The sequence below is a fragment of the Pseudomonas sp. S10E 269 genome (assembly GCF_002798465.1).
Taxonomy (GTDB): Bacteria; Pseudomonadota; Gammaproteobacteria; order Pseudomonadales; family Pseudomonadaceae; genus Aquipseudomonas; species Aquipseudomonas pergaminensis.
Genome location: NZ_PHIJ01000001.1, coordinates 2,871,563 through 2,893,078, shown reverse-complemented (window position 1 = coordinate 2,893,078; position 21,516 = coordinate 2,871,563). Strand labels below are relative to the sequence as shown.

The following is a 21,516-nucleotide window of genomic DNA, read 5'->3' as shown; positions in this document are numbered from 1 at the left end:
GCATTTGCGGATATCGCTTGATGCTTCACTGTTGACGCCGCACACGCGACCGAGACAACTGCTTCACACGTCAGGACTGGCTTTTTGCCAGCGGTGCACGTCTCTTCTGACGAGCCTAACAAGGCTACTGACGAGCACACTCATTTTGTAAACAGGCGACCCACTGTATCGACTGTGCCTATCGAAGCGTATCCGAGGCCCGCCATTGGCCAAGACCGGACGCTGGGGCAACATTTCCACACCGATAACTGATCAGAAATTAACGTCAGTGAATATTCGGCAGATACACTTCCGTACACCCCATGCAGTCGCTAGATGCTCGAGCACTCGATACGTGCGCTTGAACACTTCACGGGCCCTCATTTACACGCAGTGATGACGAGAACGCCATGGCCGGGCTGATTCCCCAGAGCTTTATTGACGACCTTCTGAACCGCACCGACATCGTCGATGTTGTCAGCTCGCGCGTGCAAATGAAGAAGGCTGGCAAGAACTACACCGCCTGCTGCCCGTTCCACAAGGAAAAAACCCCGTCGTTCAGCGTGAGCCCCGACAAGCAGTTCTACTACTGTTTCGGTTGCGGCGCGGGCGGCAATGCCCTCGGCTTCATCATGGACCACGACAACCTGGACTTCCCCCAGGCCGTCGAGGAACTGGCAAAAGCCGCCGGCATGGAAATCCCTCGCGAAGAAAGTGGGCGCCCGCACAAACCGCGGCAACCCACGGATTCGCCGCTGTACCCGTTGCTGACTGCCGCTGCCGACTTCTACCGTCAGGCGCTTAAAAGCCATCCGCAACGTAAGGCAGCCGTCGACTATCTCAAGGGTCGCGGCCTCACGGGTGAGATCGCCCGCGACTTCGGGCTGGGGTTCGCCCCGCCCGGCTGGGACAACCTGTACAAGCACCTGAGCAGCGACACTCTCCAGCAAAAAGCCATGATCGACGCAGGCCTGCTGGTGGAAAACGCCGAGACCGGCAAGCGCTACGACCGATTCCGCGACCGCGTGATGTTCCCGATCCGCGACAGCCGGGGCCGCATCATCGCCTTTGGTGGCCGCGTGCTGGGGGACGACAAGCCCAAGTACCTGAACTCGCCGGAAACCTCCGTGTTCCACAAAGGCCAGGAACTCTACGGCTTGTTCGAAGCGCGCAAGAACAACCGCAACCTCGATGAGATCATCGTGGTTGAAGGCTATATGGACGTGATCGCGCTCGCCCAACAGGGCCTGCGCAACGCCGTCGCCACCCTCGGCACCGCTACCAGCGAAGAGCACATGAAACGCCTGTTTCGCGTGGTGCCCAGTGTGCTGTTCTGTTTTGACGGCGACCAGGCGGGCCGAAACGCTGCCTGGCGTGCGCTGGAGGCCACGCTGTCGAGCCTGCAGGACGGCCGTCGCGCGCGCTTTTTGTTCCTGCCCGAAGGCGAAGACCCGGACACCCTGGTGCGCTCCGAAGGCACCGACGCGTTTCGCGCGCGCATCAATCAACACGCACAGCCGCTGGCAGACTATTTCTTCCAGCAACTGACCGAAGAAGCCGACCCGCGCTCCCTCGAGGGCAAGGCCCACATGGCCACCCTCGCCGCCCCGCTGATCGACAAAGTACCCGGCGCCAACCTGAAATCGTTGATGCGCATGCGCTTGCTGGAAATCACTGGGCTTAGCGGCGAAGCCGTCAGCCAGCTGGTGCACAACGCACCCCATGATGCAGCGCCACCGGCCTACGACCCAGGCATGGATTACGACGCCATGCCGGACTATTCCGACTTCCATCAACCGCAGGAAGCCTACGCGCCCCAGCAGGAATGGACGCCGAAGAAACCCGGCGCCGGCGGCAAGAAATGGGACAAGAAACCCTGGAGCAAAAACGGCAAGCGCGGTGACGGCGATGAGGCCTATGCCCCACGCACCCCGGTTGCTGTGGAAGCGCCGACATTGATTGCGCTGCGCACGCTCATCCACCACCCGCAACTGGCGGAAAAGGTCGAGAGCGCCGATCACTTTGCCAACGAGAGCAATACCTACGCCCAGGTGCTGATCGCCTTGATCGAGGCGGTACAGAAAAATCCTAAGCTAAACTCAATTCAGTTGATGGCGCGTTGGCATGGCACCGAACAAGGCCGGTTATTGAAAGCCCTCGCAGAAAAGGAGTGGCTAATTGACGGCGATAACCTTGAACAACAGTTTTTAGACACCATTACTAGGTTATCCGCGGGTCAGCACACGCAGACCCTCGATGAACTCATCAAGAGAGCAAGGCAGCCGGGATTATCGGCTGAAGAGCAAATTCAGATAGCAAAACAGATGCGCGACCTCTTAAAACAGAATGTTTCCGCATCAAACCCGACCTCAGCTGGCGTGTGAGGTCATAGCTCGGGTATAATCCTCGGCTTGTTTTTTGCCCGCCAAGACCTTCAGTGGATAGGGTGTTATGTCCGGAAAAGCGCAACAGCAGTCTCGTATCAAAGAGTTGATCGTTCTCGGTCGTGAGCAGGGTTACCTGACTTACGCGGAGGTCAACGACCATCTGCCTGAGGATATTTCAGATCCAGAGCAGGTGGAAGACATCATCCGCATGATTAACGACATGGGGATCAACGTATTCGAAGCTGCGCCAGATAAGGATTCCCTTATGCTGGCGGACGCCGATACCGACGAGGCTGCCGCTGAAGAAGCGGCTGCCGCGCTGGCTGCTGTGGAGACCGATATCGGTCGTACCACCGACCCTGTGCGCATGTATATGCGTGAAATGGGTACCGTCGAGCTGCTGACACGCGAAGGCGAAATCGAAATCGCCAAGCGTATCGAAGAGGGCATCCGTGAAGTGATGGGCGCAATTGCGCACTTCCCTGGCACGGTTGACCATATTCTCTCCGAGTACACCCGCGTTACCACCGAAGGTGGCCGTCTGTCCGACGTCCTGAGTGGTTACATCGACCCGGACGACGGCATCGCGCCGCCTGCCGCCGAAGTGCCGCCGCCTGTCGATGCCAAGGCTGCAAAAGCCGACGACGACTCCGAAGACGACGACGCTGAAGCCAGCGGCGACGATGAAGACGAAGTTGAAAGCGGTCCAGACCCGATCATCGCTGCCCAGCGTTTCGGTGCGGTTTCCGACCAAATGGAAATCACCCGCAAGGCGCTGAAAAAGCACGGTCGTGGCAACAAGCAGGCGATTGCCGAGCTGTTGGCCCTGGCTGAGCTGTTCATGCCGATCAAGCTGGTGCCGAAGCAATTCGAAGGCCTGGTTGAGCGTGTTCGCAGCGCCCTTGAGCGTCTGCGTGCACAAGAGCGTGCGATCATGCAGCTCTGTGTCCGTGATGCGCGCATGCCGCGTGCCGACTTCCTGCGCCAGTTCCCGGGCAACGAAGTAGACGAAAGCTGGACCGACGCACTGGCCAAGGGCAAGGCGAAATACGCCGAAGCCATTGGTCGCCTGCAGCCGGACATCATTCGCTGCCAGCAGAAGCTGACCGCGCTTGAGACCGAAACCGGTCTGACGATTGCCGAGATCAAGGACATCAACCGTCGTATGTCGATCGGTGAGGCCAAGGCCCGCCGCGCGAAGAAAGAGATGGTCGAAGCCAACTTGCGTCTGGTGATCTCCATCGCCAAGAAGTACACCAACCGTGGCCTGCAATTCCTCGACCTGATCCAGGAAGGCAACATCGGCTTGATGAAAGCGGTGGACAAGTTCGAATACCGTCGCGGCTACAAGTTCTCGACTTATGCCACCTGGTGGATCCGTCAGGCGATCACTCGCTCGATCGCCGACCAGGCCCGCACCATCCGTATTCCGGTGCACATGATCGAGACGATCAACAAGCTCAACCGCATTTCCCGGCAGATGTTGCAGGAAATGGGTCGCGAACCGACCCCGGAAGAGCTGGGCGAACGCATGGAAATGCCTGAGGATAAAATCCGCAAGGTATTGAAGATCGCTAAAGAGCCGATCTCCATGGAAACCCCGATTGGTGATGACGAAGACTCCCATCTGGGTGACTTCATCGAAGACTCGACCATGCAGTCGCCAATCGATGTCGCCACCGTTGAGAGCCTTAAAGAAGCGACTCGTGACGTACTCTCCGGCCTCACTGCCCGTGAAGCCAAGGTACTGCGCATGCGTTTCGGCATCGACATGAATACCGACCACACCCTTGAGGAAGTCGGTAAGCAGTTTGACGTGACCCGTGAGCGGATCCGTCAGATCGAAGCCAAGGCGCTGCGCAAGTTGCGCCACCCGACGCGAAGCGAGCATCTGCGCTCCTTCCTCGACGAGTGATACCAGAACCCCCGGCCCAGGCCGGGGGTTTTGCTTTCTACAGATAAAATCCCAAGCAACACCCCACCCCCGCAATGCCCGTCTACACTCGAAACATTCCCCGTGCCATAACGAGACCGTTATGCCCAGACTGCCGGCCGTGTTACTGCTGTCGCTGCTGACCTGGACCGCAACGGCTGGCGCGTTGACTCTTAGCGATGATGAGCGTGGCTGGCTGGCGGACCATCAGGAGTTGCGCCTGGGGGTGGACGCCTCTTGGCCACCCTTTGAATACCGTGACGAAGAGGGTCGCTACCAAGGCTTGGCGGCCGATTACGTGCGCCTGATCCAGGATCGCCTGGGTGTGCGGGTCAAGTTGATCGAGCCAGTTAACTGGAGCGCCGTGCTGGAGCAAGCCCGCAACAACCAGCTCGACCTGTTGCCCGGCATCATGTCTACGCCCGAACGCCAGGGCTACATGGCGTTCACTCGCCCGTACCTGGACTTTCCCATCGTCATCCTGGCCCATGAAGGCGGCGCCAAACCGCGCACCCTGAAGGACCTCTACGGCTTGAAGATTGCCGTGGTGGAAAACTACGCCCCCCATGAACTGCTGCGCACCCATCATCCCGATCTCAACCTGGTGGCCATGCCCAACGTCAGCTCGACGCTGCAGGCCCTGGCCACCGATGAAGTGGATGCGGTGGTCGGCGACCTCGCCTCAAGTGTGTGGAGTCTGCGCCAACTCAAGCTCGACGGCTTGTACGTCAGCGGCGAAACGCCCTACCGCTACCAATTGGCGATGGGAGTACCGCGCGACAACAAGATGCTCGTGGGCATCCTCGACAAGGTGCTGGCCGACCTCAGCCCGGAGGAAACCGACGCGATCCAGCAACATTGGGTCGGCAGCTTTACCGACCATCGCACGTTCTGGGCGGACCTGCTGATATACGGCCTGCCCGCCGTGCTGCTGTTGAGCACCGTATTGGCCGTAGTGATTCGGATCAATCGCCGGCTCAGCTCGGAAATTTCCCGCCGCGTCGCCCTAGAACAGGAGTTGCGCAGCAGCGAATACCACTATCGCGGATTGGTGGAGAGCCTGTCCGCTATCGCCTGGGAAGCCAGTGTCACCGACTTCACCTACAGCTACGTGTCGCCGCATGCCGAGGAGTTACTCGGCTATCCCCGTGCGCATTGGCTGATTCCGGGCTTCTGGCGCAACATCATTCACCCAGCCGACCTGACGCGCACCGAAGCCTATTGCTACCGCGAGACCCGCGCCAACCGCGACCACAGCATCGATTACCGCGTAATCACCGCCGACGGCCGCTGCCTGTGGGTGCGCGACATCGTCAGCCTGATCGAACACGGCCATGAGCCGGTACTGCGCGGCTTGATGATCGATATCAGCGAAGCCAAGCGCACCGAGGAAGCCTTGCAGCTGTCCGAGCAGAAATTCGCCTCGGTATTCCAGCAATGCCCGGACATGTTAGTGATTGCACGCCTGTCCGATGGCTGCCTGCTGGAGGTCAACAAGGCATTCGAGGACCAGATAGGTCTCAAGGCCGAACAAGTGGTGGGCAAAACCGCTACCGAATTGAATATCTGGGGTATCCAGGGCGTGGGGCCGGACCTGCTGCAACGGGTGCAGACCACCAGCATCCGCAACCTGGAAATGCCCTTTCTGCGCAGCAATGGCCAAGCCTTCACCGGGTTGATTTCCGCCGAGCCGTTTCAACTCGATACCGTTGAAGCCATTGTGGTGGTGGTTCGCGACATCACTCAGCTCAAGGAAACCCAGCAACAGCTGCAGACCTCCGAAGAGAAATTCGCCAAGGCCTTCCACGCCTCCCCCGACGGCTTGCTGCTGAGCCGACAGCGCGATGGCCTGTTGATTGAAGTGAACGATGGCTTCAGTCGGATTACCGGCATCAATAGCGCGGCCTCCCTCGACCAATCGACGCTGGACCTGGGCATCTGGGTCGATCTCAATGAACGCAAACACATGCTCGAGCTGATGCAGCGCGATGGTTTTGTGCGCGACTTCGTCTGCCATATACGCCGCAGCGATGGCCAGATTCGCCTCTGTGAGCTGTCCAGCCGCCCACTGCCGATCGGCGACGACGATTGCATGCTGACCATCGCGCGGGACATCACCGAACGCCAACTGATGCAGGAAAAACTGCAACAAGCCGCCACCGTGTTCGAGAGCACGGCAGAAGGCGTATTGATCACCGATACCCAGCAGAACATCAGCGCCGTCAACCGTGCCTTCAGCGAGATCACCGGCTACAGCGAAACCGAAGCCCTGGGCCAGACCCCTCGCCTGCTAGCCTCCGGCCTGCATGACAGCGCCTTCTACGCCGCCATGTGGCACCAGTTGACCGCGCAGGGTCACTGGCAGGGCGAGATTTCCAACCGCCGCAAGAACGGCGAGCTGTACCCAAGCTGGTTGACGATCAGTGCCGTGCGCAACCGAGAGCACTTGGTCACCCACTTTGTCGCGGTGTTTGCCGACATCTCCAGCCTCAAGCTCGCCCAGGCGCGCCTGGACTACCAGGCACACCACGACCCCTTGACCGGCCTGCCCAACCGCACGCTGTTTGAAAGCCGGCTGCAGGCGGCTCTCAACGGGCAGCAAGAAACCGGCAAGCAAGGCGCCGTGCTGTTTCTGGACCTGGATCGCTTCAAACACATCAATGACAGCCTCGGCCACCCGATCGGTGACCTGCTGCTTAAAGACATCGCCGTACGCCTCAAGGAACAACTGCGCGACATCGACACCGTCGCTCGCTTGGGCGGCGACGAGTTCATCATCCTGCTCCCCGGCCTGCAACACGCCAGCGACGCCCAGTACCTGGCCAATAAACTGCTGGCCTGCTTCACGCCGCCGTTCCAGGCCGGTGAGCATGAGTTCTTTATCAGCGCCAGCATCGGCACCAGCCTGTACCCCCAGGACGGCACCGACGTCGCCACCCTGGTCAAGAACGCCGACGCCGCGATGTACCGCTCCAAGGCCAAAGGGCGCAACCGCGTCGAAAGCTATACCCGCGACCTCACCGCCCAAGCCAACGAACGCGTAGCACTCGAACATGAACTGCGTCGCGCCATCGAGCGCGACGAACTGAGCCTGTACTACCAGCCGAAACTGAGCCTGGAGACCCAGGCACTGATCGGTGCCGAAGCGCTGATCCGCTGGCGCCATCCCACTTTTGGCGACGTGCCGCCCGAACACTTCATTGCCCTGGCTGAAGAGAACGGCATGATCCTGCAAATCGGCGACTGGGTACTGGAACAGGCCTGCCAACAACTGCACGCCTGGCAAGGCACGTTCGACGATTTCGGCCCGCTGTCGGTGAACCTGGCTGGCGCCCAACTGCGCCACCCCGGCCTGCTCGGTCGCATCGAACAGCTACTGCGCGACTACCGACTAGACCCTGGCTGCCTGCAACTGGAGATCACCGAAAACTTCATCATGAGCCAGGCCGAAGAAGCGCTGGAAGTCCTGCACCAACTCAAGGACCTGGGCGTACAACTGGCCATCGACGATTTCGGCACCGGCTACTCCTCCCTCAGCTACCTCAAGCGCTTGCCGCTGGACTTCCTCAAGATCGACCAATCCTTCGTCCGCGGCCTGCCTGACGACCCCCACGATGCCGCCATCGTCCGCGCCATCATCGCACTGGGCCACAGCATGCAATTCACCATCATCGCCGAAGGCGTGGAGAACCCCGCACAGCAAGCCTTCCTGGCCGCCGAAGGCTGCGAACAGATGCAAGGCTACATCGTCAGCCTGCCGTTACCACCGGAGCTTTTTGCCGCGACGTTTCTTCGTATGAGCATTGAGGATTTTTCGGATGGCACAGCGGGGAAACCATCGTTATAATCCGCGACCTGTTACAGGGCCTATAGCTCAGTTGGTCAGAGCAGAGGACTCATAATCCTTTGGTCCACGGTTCAAGTCCGTGTGGGCCCACCAAACAAGAAAGCCGCGCATTGCGCGGCTTTCGTGTGTCTGGCAGTCTCACTTCGCAAACAACTGCCCAATATCCCGGAATGCCTTGAACTCCAGCGCGTTCCCACACGGATCAAACAGAAACAACGTCGCCTGCTCCCCCACCTGCCCCTTGAAGCGAATGTGCGGCTCCAGCACAAAACGGGTTTCCCTGGCCTGCAGACGTTCTGCCAAGGCCTGCCAATCTTCCCAGCCCAGCACCACGCCAAAATGCGGCACGGGCACGTTATGGCCGTCTACCGCGTTGGTGTGGGCTGACTCCTGGGAGGCGGTTTTCGGGTGTTCGTGAATGACCAACTGATGCCCGAAGAAGTTGAAATCTACCCAGTGTTCGCTGGAACGCCCCTCTTCAAGGCCAAAGACTTCACCGTAGAAATGCCGCGCAGCGGCGAGGTCGTATACCGGAATTGCCAGGTGAAAAGGTGCGAGTGTCATCAGGTCAAACCTCTTTGGGCATTAAGTCCCCCCGAGTTTAGCCTTGCTCCTGGCGATGAAAAGACGATAGTTTTTGCGCCGAGCTCAAATTATTTCGATCAATCGAGACGCCCATGCTGCGCGAATTGAAAACCTTTATTGCGGTAACCCGTCACGGCACGTTTGCGTCGGCGGGCATGCATATCGGGCTGACGCAGTCGGCGGTCAGTGCGCAGATTCGTCAATTGGAGCAGGCGCTTGGCGTGCAGTTGTTCGACCGTACCGGGCGCCAGGCCACGTTGAATGCAGCCGGTTTGCGCGCCTTGCCGTTGGCGAGGGAGATCCTGGAAACCTTCAATCGCATGGCCGTGCCCGTGGATGCCAACGAGTACCGGGGCGAACTGAAAGTGGGCGCCATCACCACCGCGCAGACCGGCCTGCTGCCCCAGGCGCTGGTGCGTTTGCGTCAGGCGGCGCCGACGGTGGAGTGCAAGTTGATACCGGGCGTTTCCCTGGAGCTATTGAGCCGGGTGGACGCTGGCGAATTGGACTCGGCCATCATCATTCGACCGCCCTTTGATTTGCCCAAGGAGTTGCACGTACAGGTACTGCGCAAGGAGCCATTTGCGCTGGTCGTGCCTCATGCACTGACCGGCGATGACCCTTTGCACCTGCTCGCGACACAGCCCCATGTGCGTTACGACCGTGCGTCGTTTGGCGGTCGGTTGGTCAGCCGTTTCCTGCGTGAACAGAAGCTGGATGTACAGATGGCGCTGGAGCTGGATGAGCTGGAAGCCATCGTCAAGATGGTCGAGTGCGGCCTGGGCGTGTCGCTGATTCCTCAGGCTGGGTTGTGGTTGGAGCGCTCGCCCAACGTGCGAATCATCCCCTTGGGCAGCCTGACTTTTCACCGCGAAATCATCCTGCTCAGTCGCTACAGCCAACACCACCTCCCCGTACCGCAACTGTTTACCCGCTGCCTGCTCGCCGATGCCAGCCTGTAAGATGCACGCACACTGCCCCCCTTATCGGAGCCCTCGCCTTGCCCGCCCTAGACGAAATTGATCGCCAACTGATCGCCGCCCTGCAGATCAACGCCCGCGAAAGCGTGGCCATGCTCGCACGGCAGTTGGGCATCGCGCGCACCACGGTGACGTCACGCCTGGCACGCCTGGAGAAAACCCAGGTGATCACCGGTTATGGCGTGCGCCTTGGGCAACGCGTGGTCGATGGTGGTCTGCAGGCTTACGTCGGGATCACCGTGCAAGCGCGCTCGGGCAAGGAAGTGTTGCGAAGGTTGAGTGCGATGGCACAGGTGCAGCAGTTGTGCGCGGTGAGTGGCGAGTTCGATTACGTCGCTTGGCTGCGCACGGATTCGCCCGAACAGTTGGACCAGTTGCTGGACCAAATCGGCAGCGTGGACGGGGTGGAGAAAACCACTACATCGATCATCCTGAGTAACAAATTGGATCGCGGCCAGCCAATCTGATCAACATGTTCGTCATTTCGACTAAAAACAGATCAATCCGACGACACATTGCGTCTTATTAACGAACGCTACGCTCCCTAAACTGGCTGCCATCTTTTCCTATACTCAGCGGGTCACGCCCGCCAGGTCGCCAGTAAGGGTCAGCCATGAGCATTCCGTCCAGCACCATCAGCAAGACCAATCGCCACCCCGCCGACGGCAAGAAACCCATCACCATCTTTGGCCCGGACTTTCCGTTTGCCTTTGATGACTGGATCGAACACCCGGCCGGCCTGGGCAGCATCCCCGCCGCCAACCACGGCGCCGAAGTGGCGATCGTCGGCGCCGGGATTGCGGGCCTGGTGGCCGCTTACGAACTGATGAAACTGGGCCTCAAGCCGGTGGTGTACGAAGCCTCTAAAATGGGCGGCCGCCTGCGCTCGCAAACTTTCGAAGGCGCCGAAGGCATCATCGCAGAGCTGGGTGGCATGCGCTTCCCGGTGTCATCGACCGCCTTCTACCACTATGTGGACAAGCTCGGCCTGGAAACCAAACCCTTCCCCAACCCGCTGACGCCAGCGTCCGGCAGCACGGTGATCGACCTCGAAGGCCAGACCCACTACGCCGAAAAACTCTCCGACTTGCCAGCACTGTTCCAGGAAGTGGCTGACGCCTGGGCGGATGCCCTGGAAGCCGGTTCGCAGTTCGGGGATATCCAGCAAGCCATCCGTGACCGCGACGTGCCACGCCTCAAAGCGCTGTGGAACAAGTTGGTACCGCTGTGGGACGACCGCACCTTCTACGACTTCGTCGCCACCTCCAAGGCGTTCGCCAAGCTGTCGTTTCTGCACCGCGAAGTGTTCGGCCAAGTGGGCTTCGGCACGGGTGGCTGGGACTCGGACTTCCCCAACTCGATGCTGGAAATCTTCCGCGTGGTGATGACCAACTGCGACGACCACCAACACCTGGTGGTCGGTGGCGTGGCACAAGTGCCAATGGGCATCTGGCGCCATGTCCCGGAGCGATGCGCCCACTGGCCGGCCGGCACCAGCCTGAGTTCGCTGCATCGCGGTGCGCCAAGGGCCGGGGTGAAACGCATTGCCCACGCCGCCGATGGCCGTTTCGCTGTCACCGATAACTACGGCGACACCCGCGAATACGCCGCAGTGCTGACCACCTGCCAGAGTTGGCTGCTGACCACCCAGATCGAATGCGACGAGACCCTGTTCTCGCAAAAAATGTGGATGGCCCTGGACCGCACGCGTTACATGCAGTCATCTAAAACCTTCGTGATGGTCGACCGCCCGTTCTGGAAAGACAAAGACCCGGAAACCGGGCGCGACTTGATGAGCATGACCCTCACCGATCGCCTGACCCGTGGCACCTACCTGTTCGATAACGGTGACGACAAGCCAGGGGTGATCTGCCTGTCTTACTCGTGGATGAGCGACGCCCTGAAAATGCTGCCGCAGCCCATCGACAAGCGCGTGAAACTGGCCCTCGACGCACTGAAAAAGATCTACCCGAAAGTCGATATCAAGGCGCGCATCATCGGTGACCCGATCACCGTGTCCTGGGAAGCGGACCCGCATTTCCTCGGCGCCTTCAAGGGCGCGCTGCCGGGCCACTATCGCTACAACCAGCGCATGTATGCGCACTTCATGCAAAAGGACATGCCCGCCGAGCAACGCGGAATCTTTATCGCCGGTGATGATGTGTCCTGGACTCCTGCGTGGGTGGAGGGCGCGGTGCAAACCTCGCTGAACGCAGTATGGGGCATCATGACTCACTTCGGCGGCAGCACTCACCCGGAGAACCCGGGGCCGGGGGATGTATTCGATGAAATCGGGCCGATCGCCCTGGCGGATTAAGGAGTTGAACATGCGTGTCGCCCTGTACCAATGCCCACCGCTGCCTTTAGATGTGGCCGGCAACCTCAAGCGCCTGCATCAACTGGCGCATGAGGCGTCCGGCGCCGATGTGCTGGTGCTGCCGGAGATGTTCCTGAGCGGCTACAACATCGGCGCCGAAGCCGTTGGCGCCTTGGCCGAGGCACAGGACGGGCCGTCGGCGCAGGCAATTGGCGAACTGGCCAAAAGCGCCGGGCTGGCAATTCTGTACGGCTACCCGGAACGGGCCGAAGATGGCCAGATCTACAACGCCGTGCAGTTGATCGACGCCCACGGCCAGCGCGTGTGCAACTACCGCAAGACGCACCTGTTTGGTGATCTGGACCATTCGATGTTCAGCGCCGGCGACGATGATTTCCCGCTGGTGGAGCTCAACGGCTGGAAGCTGGGTTTCCTGATCTGCTACGACCTGGAGTTCCCGGAAAACACCCGGCGCCTGGCCCTCGCAGGTGCCGAATTGATCCTGGTGCCCACGGCCAATATGGTGCCGTTCGACTTTGTCGCCGATGTGACCGTGCGGGCGCGGGCCTTTGAAAACCAATGTTATGTGGCCTACGCCAATTACTGCGGGCACGAAGGCGATATCCAGTACTGCGGGCAAAGCAGCATCGCCGCGCCGAATGGCCAGCGCATTGCCCAGGCAGGCCTGGATGAAGCGCTGATCGTCGGAGAGCTTGATCGCCAGTCGATCCTCGACGCCCGCGCTGCCAATCACTACCTGCAAGACCGTCGCCCTGAGTTATACGGCGCGCTGCACAAGCCCTGATCCAGCCGGTTTGTTAGCATAGGCACATTCTACGTTTCGGAAGTGCCCATGCCTGCGCCGGCCCACCCTCATCCTCTTCACCTGACCCTGGCCAACGGCTTGCGGGTTTCCTTGCAGCACGCGCCGCGTTTGAAGCGGTGCGCAGCCGTGCTAAGGGTGGCAGCTGGCAGCCATGACGTGCCGCCGGAGTGGCCGGGGCTGGCGCATTTCCTCGAGCATCTGTTGTTCCTCGGAACCGAACGTTTTCCCACAGACGAAGGGTTGATGGCCTACGTGCAACGTCATGGGGGCCAGGTCAATGCCAGCACCCGTGAACGCACCACGGATTTCTTCTTTGAACTGCCGGTCGCAACGTTTGCCGGTGGACTGGAGCGGTTGGTGGACATGCTGAACCACCCACGCCTGACCCTGGAGGATCAACTGCGCGAGCGCGAAGTGCTGCACGCTGAGTATGTGGCTTGGGCCCAGGATGCCAAGGCACAACAGCAGGTCGCGTTGCTGGAAGGGCTGGCGGCGGACCACCCGCTGCGGGGTTTTCATGCGGGCAACCGCGACAGCCTGCCGGTGGAGCGTGAGACCTTTCAGCAGGCCTTGCGGGAATTCCACGCGCAGTTTTATCAGAGCGGGCAGATGACCTTGAGCCTCGCCGGCCCATTGCCGCTGGAGGAGCTGGAAGCCTTGGCACAGCGCTTCAGTGAACAACTGACCTCAGGGCCTCTACGCCAACAATCCGCGCCACCGGCATTGATGCAGGGGCAAGCGCAGCGCTATCAGCACATCGCCGATAATCACCTGCACCACGTCATCACCTGTAACACCCCGCGTGAAGCCCTGGAATTCCTCTGCACTTGGCTCAACGCCCCGGCACCCGGCGGGCTGCTGGCTGAACTGAACACTCGGCAACTGGGCAGTGCACTGCAGGCTTCGGTGCTGTATCACTTCGCCGGGCAGGCGGTGTTGGATATCGACTTTACACTCAATAATCCCGCTGGATCGGCGCCGCAGGTCGAGTCGATGCTGCACGACTGGTTGAGTTTTTTCGCACACAGCGACTGGGCTGCCTTGCGCGAAGAATTTGCCCTGCTGGCCGCTCGCCAACAACAGACCCTAGGCGCCTTGGCACTGGCTCGGCACGACAGCGAGGCACTGTCGGAACAGGCGGTCATCGCCCTCAAGAGTCTGCTCGACACACTGCACCTGCCGCCCTCCGGGCACACGTGGCAACTGCCGCCGAACAATCCATTCCTGCGCCCACCGGTGCAGGAAGAGCGCGCCGGCCTGATTCGCGGACAGACCAGCGCCCACCGAGGGTTGCGCACCTTCGCCCAGGATCGCTCCCGCGGGCGTCGTGAGGTATCGGCGCTGGCGTTCAGCCAGGCAGTGGCGGCCGACAGCGATGAAGGTGCGCTGTATCTGCAATGGCAGTCTGCGCCGTCCGGGCTGGAAAGCGCCGTGCAGTCGCTGCGCGAAAATGCTCGTCAAGCGGGCGTTGATGTGTCGTTCGAATGCCTGGGTAGCCACGAGCTGGTGAAGATGGTCGGGCTACAGGAACCCATTCCAGCCGTGCTGGAGGTATTGGCGCGGAGCCTGAGCGAACCGCACGCCGCCCCAGCCGTCTCGCCGCCCATGATTGCCATCCGAACCTTGCTCAAGGCGCTGCCCGCTTGCTGCACCTCGACCATGCCCGAACCGGCATCCTGGGCCACCGCGCGCTGGCAAGGCCTGGGGCTGGGCTTCTCTGCCGCGCATGAAGCCGCGATCAAAACCGCAGCGGCTCGTCTACCGGGGCAACCCGCGAGCCTCACTCCGGTCGCGCCGCCCCTCAGCGGCCAACGTATCTGGCATGAGGTGCATACCGACTCAACCGAAGCCGCCTTACTGCTGTTTTGCCCGGCACCCAGCCAGTCCCTGGCGGACGAGGCCGCATGGCGACTGCTCGGCCATCTGCTCCAGGGGCCGTTCTACCAGCGCCTGCGCGTGGAGCTGCAAATCGGCTACGCCGTATTCAGCGGCGTCCGACAGATAAACGGCCAGACCGGACTGCTATTGGGTGTGCAGTCCCCCAGCGTGTCCCTTGAAGGCATCGCTGATCACCTGCACACCTTCCTCCAGCAATTGCCGACACTGATCGATAGCCTCGATGACTTGGGCAACCAGGCCTTGGCGCAGCAGTTCTCGGCGCAAACACTGCCCAACGCCCAAGCCGCCGAACTGCTGTGGCACGCCCACCTGGCGGGCCATCCGTCGGGGTATTTGGCGCACCTGCGCACTCATATCCAAACCTGTACACGGGAAGCCTTGCAGCTCGCCGCCAAGCAATTGAACGACGCCGCGGGCGGTTGGCGTTGCGTGGCCAACGGCCCGCGCCTTTCGACCATCTGGCAAACGGCAGGCTGATCATTGCCGCCCCTGCAAAAGGCTTTTTCCACCAAGACAGCGCTAACTTGAAAAGAATTGAGTAACATTCCTACGCACACATCTGAACATCTCCGACTGGAGGTGGACTATATGTATTACTTGGTAGTAAACGTCCCATCCCTTCGTAGGAGTAAGAATATGACCTGGTCCAAACCTGCTTACACTGATCTGCGCATCGGTTTCGAAGTCACCATGTACTTCGCCAGCCGTTAATCCGCTGGGTAATACAACGCCTCGGTTCGCCCGGGGCGTTTTTGTTTTGAGCTTGATGGAGCTGCCATGTTTGTCCAGATTCTAGGTTCCGCCGCCGGCGGTGGTTTCCCGCAGTGGAACTGCAACTGCGTGAACTGCGCGGGTTTTCGTGATGGCAGCCTGCGGGCCCAGGCGCGTACGCAGTCCTCTATCGCGATCTCCGACGATGGCGTGAATTGGGTGCTGTGCAATGCCTCGCCGGATATCCGCGCGCAACTCCAGGGCTTTGCACCGATGCAACCCGGCCGCGCCCTGCGGGATACCGGCATCAGCGCGATCATCCTGATGGACAGCCAGATCGACCACACCACCGGCCTGCTGAGCCTGCGCGAAGGCTGCCCGCACCAGGTGTGGTGCACCGACATGGTCCATGAAGACCTCAGCACCGGCTTCCCGCTGTTCACCATGCTCACCCACTGGAACGGCGGCCTGGCCTGGAACCGCATCGAGCTGGACGCCAGCTTCACCATCCCGGCCTGCCCGAACCTGCGCTTCACCCCGCTGCCACTGCGCAGCGCCGCACCGCCCTACTCGCCGCACCGCTTCGATCCGCACCCCGGCGACAACATCGGCCTGATCGTCGAAGACCTGCGCACTGGCGGCAAACTGTTCTACGCCCCAGGCCTGGGCAAGGTCGACGCGCCGCTGCTGGAGATCATGGCCGGCAGCGACTGCCTGCTGGTGGACGGCACGATGTGGGATGACGATGAAATGCAGCGCCGTGGCGTCGGCACCCGCACCGGCCGCGAGATGGGCCACCTGGCGCAAAACGGCCCCGGCGGCATGCTGGAAGTGCTGGAACAGTTGCCCGAGCAGCGCAAAGTACTCATCCACATCAACAACACCAACCCGATCCTCGATGAAGACTCCCCCGAGCGAGCGGAACTGGTGCGGCGCAATGTCGAAGTGGCTTACGACGGCATGAGCATTGAATTGTAGGAGCGACCGACATGACTGACACGCCATTGACCACCGCCGAATTCGAAGCAGCCCTGCGGGCCAAGGGCGCCTTCTACCATATCCATCACCCGTACCACATGGCGATGTACGAAGGCCGCGCGACCCGCGAACAGATCCAGGGCTGGGTCGCCAACCGTTTCTATTATCAGGTGAACATCCCGCTCAAGGACGCCGCGATTCTGGCTAACTGCCCGGACCGCGAGATCCGCCGCGAGTGGATCCAGCGCTTGCTCGATCACGATGGCGCCCCCGGTGAGGACGGCGGTATCGAAGCCTGGCTGCGCCTGGGCCAAGCGGTGGGCCTCGACCCAGACCAACTGCGCTCCCAGGAACTGGTATTGCCCGGTGTGCGTTTTGCCGTGGATGCCTACGTCAACTTCGCCCGCCGCGCCAGCTGGCAGGAAGCCGCCAGCAGCTCACTTACAGAGCTATTCGCGCCGCAGATCCACCAGTCGCGCCTCGACAGTTGGCCGCAGCATTACCCGTGGATCGACCCGGCCGGCTACGAATATTTCCGTACCCGCCTCGGCCAGGCCCGCCGCGATGTGGAACACGGTCTGGCGATCACCCTGCAGCACTACACCACCCGCGAAGGCCAGGAACGCATGCTGGAAATTCTCCAGTTCAAACTCGATATCCTCTGGAGCATGCTGGATGCCATGAGCATGGCCTACGAACTCAAACGCCCGCCGTATCACAGCGTGACCGAGCAGCGGGTGTGGCATAAAGGGATCACCCTATGAGCTTTGATCGCAGCAGAATACCGACCTGGCGCCAGGGCTATCGCTACCAGTACGAGCCCGCGCAAAAGGGCCATGTGCTGCTCTACCCCGAGGGCATGATCAAGCTCAATGACAGCGCCGCGCTGATCGGTGGTTTGATCGACGGCGAGCGCGACGTGGCGGCGATCATCGCCGAGCTGGATAAACAATTCCCTGGCGTGCCGGAGCTCGGCGAAGACATCGAGCAATTCATGGAGGTCGCCCGTGCTGAGCACTGGATCACCCTTGACTGAGAAGCCAGCCATCGGCCTGCCGCTGTGGTTGCTGGCCGAGCTGACCTACCGCTGCCCGTTGCAGTGCCCGTACTGCTCCAACCCGTTGGACTTTGCCGAACAGGGCAAGGAGCTGACCACCGAGCAGTGGTTCAAGGTGTTTCGCGAAGCCCGCGAGATGGGTGCCGCGCAGTTGGGTTTTTCTGGCGGTGAACCACTGGTGCGCCAGGACCTTGCCGAGTTGATCGCCGAGGCCCGCAAACTGGGGTTCTACACCAACCTGATCACCTCCGGCATCGGCCTGACCGAGCAGAAGATCAGCGACTTCAAGAAGGCCGGGCTCGACCATATCCAGATCAGCTTCCAGGCCAGCGACGAACAGGTGAACAACCTGCTGGCCGGCTCGAAAAAAGCCTTCGCGCAAAAGCTGGAAATGGCCCGCGCGGTGAAGGCGCACGGCTACCCGATGGTGCTGAACTTCGTCACCCATCGGCACAATATCGACAAGATCGACCGCATCATCGAGCTGTGCATTGCGCTTGAGGCGGACTTTGTCGAACTCGCCACCTGCCAGTTCTACGGCTGGGCGCAGCTTAATCGTGTGGGCTTGTTGCCAACCCAGGAACAACTGGTGCGCGCCGAACGCATCACCAACGAATACCGCGCCAAGCTCGAAGCTGAAGGCCACCCGTGCAAGCTGATCTTCGTTACACCGGATTACTACGAAGAGCGCCCGAAAGCCTGCATGAACGGCTGGGGCAGTATCTTTCTGACAGTAACACCAGACGGCACCGCCCTGCCCTGTCACGGCGCCCGTCAGATGCCGGTGCAATTTCCCAACGTGCGCGAGCACAGCATGCAGCACATCTGGTACGACTCGTTTGGCTTCAACCGCTTTCGTGGCTACGACTGGATGCCCGAGCCGTGCCGTTCGTGCGATGAAAAAGAGAAGGACTTCGGCGGCTGCCGTTGCCAGGCCTTCATGCTCACGGGGGATGCGAGCAATGCCGACCCGGTGTGCAGCAAGTCCGAGCAGCACGGCATCATCCTGCAAGCGCGGGAAGAGGCCGAACATGCCACCCAGACCATCGAGCAACTGGCCTTTCGCAATGAGCGCAACTCACGGCTCATCGCAAAAGGCTGAACGCCTCAGCGCTTGGCGATGATGTACACGGCGTGGATGATGCCTGGGAAGTAACCGCACAGGGTCAGCAGAATATTCAGCCAGAACGCACCGCCGAAACCCACTTGCAGGAACACACCCAGTGGCGGCAGCAGAATGGCGATGATGATACGAATGATGTCCATGGGTAAGCTCCAAAAAATCGGCTCGTGTGAGCCGTGTAGCTAATCGACCTTGGGCGTTCGTGAGGGTTCAGTGGGATCTGGCGTTGGGCCATCCATCGTTGTTGCGCAGACAAAAAAACGCCCCCAGCCAAAAGAATCAGGCCGGAGGCGCCGCGTAGTCCGCGAGACGGTTCAGGAATAGGGCGTTAAACGGCGATGCCCTTGCGGCACTGCAGCTGTGCAGTGCGTACGCGGGAGAAGGCGCGGGCCAGGCGCAGGAGCATTTCGTCGATGTTGCTTTTGCTCACGGTCAGGGCCGGGGTGAAGCGCAGGCAGTCAGGTTGCGGGGCATTGATGATCAGGCCTTCGTGCAGGGCAGCTTTTACGACGGCTTGCGCCGAATCATCCGACAGCGTCAGGCCCCACATCAGGCCGTGACCGCGCAATTGACCGTGGTCGTAGCGGTAGGCCAAGCGGGCCAGGCCTTCGCCAAGGTAAAGGCCGGACTCACGCACTTGCTCCAGGAAGCCGTGCTCCAGCACGGTATCGAGCACGGCAACCCCGGCTGACGCCATCAGCGCATTGCCATGATGGGTGCCATCCAGTTCGCCCACTTCGAAACAGCAGGCCTTGCCGCGTGCCAGCAGCGCCGCCAGGGGCACGCCGCCGCCCAGGCCTTTGCCCAGGGTGATGATGTCAGCCCGTACGCCGTATTGCTGCTCGGCGAGCAGAGTGCCGCAGCGGCCAATGCCGGTGTGCACTTCGTCGAGGATCAGCAGGATGCCCAATTCGCGGCACAGCCGCTCGACCCCTTTGAGATAGTGCTCCGTCGCGGGGACCACGCCGGCCTCACCCTGGATCGGCTCAAGCATGATCGCAACGGTTTGCGCATCGACTGCCGCATGCAGCGCTGGCAGGTCATTGAAGGGCACATGGCTGAATCCCGGCAGGTGCGGTTCAAAACGATTGCCACGCTCACTCGCCGACGCCGACATCGCCGCAAAGCTGCGGCCGTGGCAACCACTGCTCGCGCTGATGATGCGGTAGGCGCCACCGCGATGCAGCTGCCCCCATTTGCGCGCCAGCTTGATCGCCGCTTCGCAGGCTTCCGCGCCGCTGTTGAGCAGGTACGCCTGGTCGCTGCCAGTGCGGTGGCACAGGCGATCAACGAGGTTGAGTTGGGTGCGGTTATGCAGGCCGCTACCCGGATTGATCAGCGCCTGGGTCTGATCGGCCAAGGCCTTGATCAACACCTGTGGGCTGTGGCCGAGGCTGTTGGCTGCGCCGCCCTGGTTGAAGTCCAGGTAAGCGCGGTCGTCGCTGTCCCACAGCCAGGAGCCCTGGCCGCGCACAAACACTTGAGCCGGCCGCGCCACTGTGGGCATCAGCGATTCGCTGGAAGGACTGTCGCCTGGTGTATCGAGGATCAGGTCGTCGAGGCTCGGCGCGGGACGGCGCATATTGAACAGGTTCACACCTCACCCCCGCTGGCAACCGGACCTTGGTCGGTAGACACCCTGTGCCCTGGCCGGAAATTGTTTGCCTTGCCTATGTAAACGCTATCAACATAAACGCTGTTCATTGCCCAATCCGGCCCTGTAAGCCCTGCGAATAGGCGCTAGACTAGGCGTCTCGGGGGCCAACAGCCATTTCGTTTTTCCAGCTTTTTCGATAAGTAAGTCTTATGGATTTCAAGCAACTGCGTTATTTCGTCGCGGTGTATGAGGAAGGCCACGTAGGCCGTGCCGCGGAGCGTCTGTCGATCTCCCAGCCGGCGCTGTCTCAGCAGATTCGCCAGTTGGAACAGAACCTGGACGTGAGCCTGTTCGAACGCAGCAGCAAGCGCCTGCTCCCGACACTGGCGGCGCACACGCTATACAACCATGCCCTGCCGCTGATCGATGGTCTGCAGCAGGCGGTTGAAGCGCTGCGTAACTTCAAGGGCCAGGCGATGCGCACGTTGGCCATTGGCGTACTGCAAACCGTGCACACCAGCCTGGTCCCGCAGATGCTCGAACGCGTGCGCAAGGCTCAGCCGCACTTGGTGGTGCAGATCTACGAATTGACCGGGCTTGAGATCGAACGGCGGTTGCTGAACGGTTCGCTGGATATCGGCATCAGCTATTTGCCGCCACGCCAGCCGGGGCTGCATGGCGTGTTGCTGTATGAAGATGAGCTGAAAGTGGTCATCCCCGAGGACCACCCGTTGCGCGAATTCAAGAAAGTCTCGCTGAAGCAGGCGGCCGAGTTGCCCATGTTGCTGCTCGGGGAAGAGTTCCAGGTGCGACAGATCTGGCAGGGCCAACTGTCCAACCTCGGACGGCGCCCGCAAGTGCAGGCGGAGCTCAATACCATGGTGGGGATTCTCGACAGCTTGCCGCACACAAAACTGGCGACCGTGCTGCCGGGGCGCTCCCAAGACGAGCACAACAGCCAGTTGCTGCTGTGGAAACCCTTGAGTGAACCCAGGGTGCCGCTGAAAGTGGGGTTGGTGTGCCGCGATGTGCAGCGCCAGCAGGCGACGGTGGCGCTGCTGCGCACTTTGCTGGAAGACGTGATGAATGCCCCGCAGGCGCCTGCCTGACTTTTTCGCGGGCAAAAGAAAACCCCGCCGAAGCGGGGCTTTGCAGACTGTTTCCCTGACATCCATTTCACTCCGCCTTCCTGGCAGAATCCTACGTGTCCGTGTTGTTGCTTTGCGCTTCCTGCGCGACGTCCATGTGAAGTAGATTATCCGTGGATCCAATCTGGCGATAGAGGACGAATAGCAGC

Annotated in this window: 17 protein-coding genes and 1 tRNA gene; 15 read left to right on the top strand and 3 right to left on the bottom strand. The window is 60.9% G+C overall.

What is annotated here, in order from left to right:
- Positions 1–389 precede the first annotated feature (389 nt).
- The 4 genes from dnaG to CWC48_RS13320 all read left to right on the top strand — a co-directional run bounded on the left by dnaG (position 390) and on the right by CWC48_RS13320 (position 8,239).
- Positions 390–2,363, top strand: a complete 1,974-nt coding sequence (gene dnaG / locus CWC48_RS13335) for a DNA primase (protein WP_100492013.1) — start codon at positions 390–392, stop codon at positions 2,361–2,363.
- Between the two features lie 67 nt (positions 2,364–2,430).
- Positions 2,431–4,281, top strand: coding sequence for an RNA polymerase sigma factor RpoD (rpoD, locus tag CWC48_RS13330; protein WP_034109669.1), 1,851 nt, complete (start codon positions 2,431–2,433; stop codon positions 4,279–4,281).
- A 121-nt stretch (positions 4,282–4,402) separates the two neighbouring features.
- On the top strand, positions 4,403–8,146 hold the full coding sequence (locus CWC48_RS13325) for a bifunctional diguanylate cyclase/phosphodiesterase (protein WP_100492012.1): 3,744 nt from the start codon (positions 4,403–4,405) through the stop codon (positions 8,144–8,146).
- Between the two features lie 16 nt (positions 8,147–8,162).
- Positions 8,163–8,239, top strand: a tRNA-Ile gene (locus CWC48_RS13320).
- A 45-nt stretch (positions 8,240–8,284) separates the two neighbouring features.
- Here the strand turns inward: CWC48_RS13320 and CWC48_RS13315 are convergent.
- Positions 8,285–8,710, bottom strand: coding sequence for a VOC family protein (locus tag CWC48_RS13315; protein WP_078050437.1), 426 nt, complete (start codon positions 8,708–8,710; stop codon positions 8,285–8,287).
- 113 nt (positions 8,711–8,823) lie between these two features.
- On the opposite strand from CWC48_RS13315, the gene CWC48_RS13310 reads away from it, so the two are divergent.
- The 10 genes from CWC48_RS13310 to pqqE all read left to right on the top strand — a co-directional run bounded on the left by CWC48_RS13310 (position 8,824) and on the right by pqqE (position 18,601).
- Complete coding sequence (locus CWC48_RS13310) at positions 8,824–9,693, top strand: LysR family transcriptional regulator (protein ID WP_099493047.1); 870 nt, start codon at positions 8,824–8,826, stop codon at positions 9,691–9,693.
- 38 nt (positions 9,694–9,731) lie between these two features.
- Positions 9,732–10,178: an Lrp/AsnC family transcriptional regulator gene (locus CWC48_RS13305; protein WP_010206997.1), complete on the top strand. Its 447-nt coding sequence runs from the start codon at positions 9,732–9,734 to the stop codon at positions 10,176–10,178.
- 167 nt (positions 10,179–10,345) lie between these two features.
- The gene (locus CWC48_RS13300; protein ID WP_099493332.1) at positions 10,346–12,028 is read left to right on the top strand and encodes an NAD(P)/FAD-dependent oxidoreductase; all 1,683 of its coding nucleotides are present in this window, start codon (positions 10,346–10,348) and stop codon (positions 12,026–12,028) included.
- A 10-nt stretch (positions 12,029–12,038) separates the two neighbouring features.
- A complete protein-coding gene (locus CWC48_RS13295) occupies positions 12,039–12,833 on the top strand; it encodes a carbon-nitrogen hydrolase family protein (protein WP_100492011.1) in 795 nt (264 codons plus the stop codon).
- 48 nt (positions 12,834–12,881) lie between these two features.
- Entirely contained in the window at positions 12,882–15,230 is a 2,349-nt protein-coding gene (gene pqqF, locus CWC48_RS13290; protein WP_100492010.1) for a pyrroloquinoline quinone biosynthesis protein PqqF, read from the top strand.
- Between the two features lie 159 nt (positions 15,231–15,389).
- Positions 15,390–15,464 (top strand): pyrroloquinoline quinone precursor peptide PqqA, encoded by a 75-nt coding sequence (gene pqqA / locus CWC48_RS13285; RefSeq protein ID WP_003194766.1) that lies wholly within the window; start codon positions 15,390–15,392, stop codon positions 15,462–15,464.
- 66 nt (positions 15,465–15,530) lie between these two features.
- The gene (gene pqqB, locus CWC48_RS13280; RefSeq protein WP_032883902.1) at positions 15,531–16,442 is read left to right on the top strand and encodes a pyrroloquinoline quinone biosynthesis protein PqqB; all 912 of its coding nucleotides are present in this window, start codon (positions 15,531–15,533) and stop codon (positions 16,440–16,442) included.
- 11 nt (positions 16,443–16,453) lie between these two features.
- On the top strand, positions 16,454–17,206 hold the full coding sequence (gene pqqC / locus CWC48_RS13275; RefSeq protein ID WP_100492009.1) for a pyrroloquinoline-quinone synthase PqqC: 753 nt from the start codon (positions 16,454–16,456) through the stop codon (positions 17,204–17,206).
- Entirely contained in the window at positions 17,203–17,478 is a 276-nt protein-coding gene (gene pqqD / locus CWC48_RS13270; protein ID WP_100492008.1) for a pyrroloquinoline quinone biosynthesis peptide chaperone PqqD, read from the top strand. The genes pqqC and pqqD overlap by 4 nt, the downstream gene beginning before the upstream one ends.
- On the top strand, positions 17,471–18,601 hold the full coding sequence (gene pqqE, locus CWC48_RS13265; RefSeq protein WP_100492007.1) for a pyrroloquinoline quinone biosynthesis protein PqqE: 1,131 nt from the start codon (positions 17,471–17,473) through the stop codon (positions 18,599–18,601). The genes pqqD and pqqE overlap by 8 nt, the downstream gene beginning before the upstream one ends.
- A gap of 5 nt (positions 18,602–18,606) precedes the next feature.
- Here the strand turns inward: pqqE and CWC48_RS13260 are convergent, their stop codons facing one another.
- Together CWC48_RS13260 and CWC48_RS13255 are read right to left on the bottom strand one after the other, a co-directional pair.
- Positions 18,607–18,765, bottom strand: a complete 159-nt coding sequence (locus CWC48_RS13260; RefSeq protein ID WP_003194776.1) for a YqaE/Pmp3 family membrane protein — start codon at positions 18,763–18,765, stop codon at positions 18,607–18,609.
- A 185-nt stretch (positions 18,766–18,950) separates the two neighbouring features.
- Complete coding sequence (locus CWC48_RS13255) at positions 18,951–20,219, bottom strand: aspartate aminotransferase family protein (protein ID WP_100492006.1); 1,269 nt, start codon at positions 20,217–20,219, stop codon at positions 18,951–18,953.
- Positions 20,220–20,428: 209 nt separating this feature from the next.
- Between CWC48_RS13255 and CWC48_RS13250 the strand changes: the two genes are divergently transcribed.
- The gene (locus CWC48_RS13250; protein WP_100492005.1) at positions 20,429–21,328 is read left to right on the top strand and encodes a LysR family transcriptional regulator; all 900 of its coding nucleotides are present in this window, start codon (positions 20,429–20,431) and stop codon (positions 21,326–21,328) included.
- The last annotated feature ends 188 nt before the right edge of the window (positions 21,329–21,516 follow it).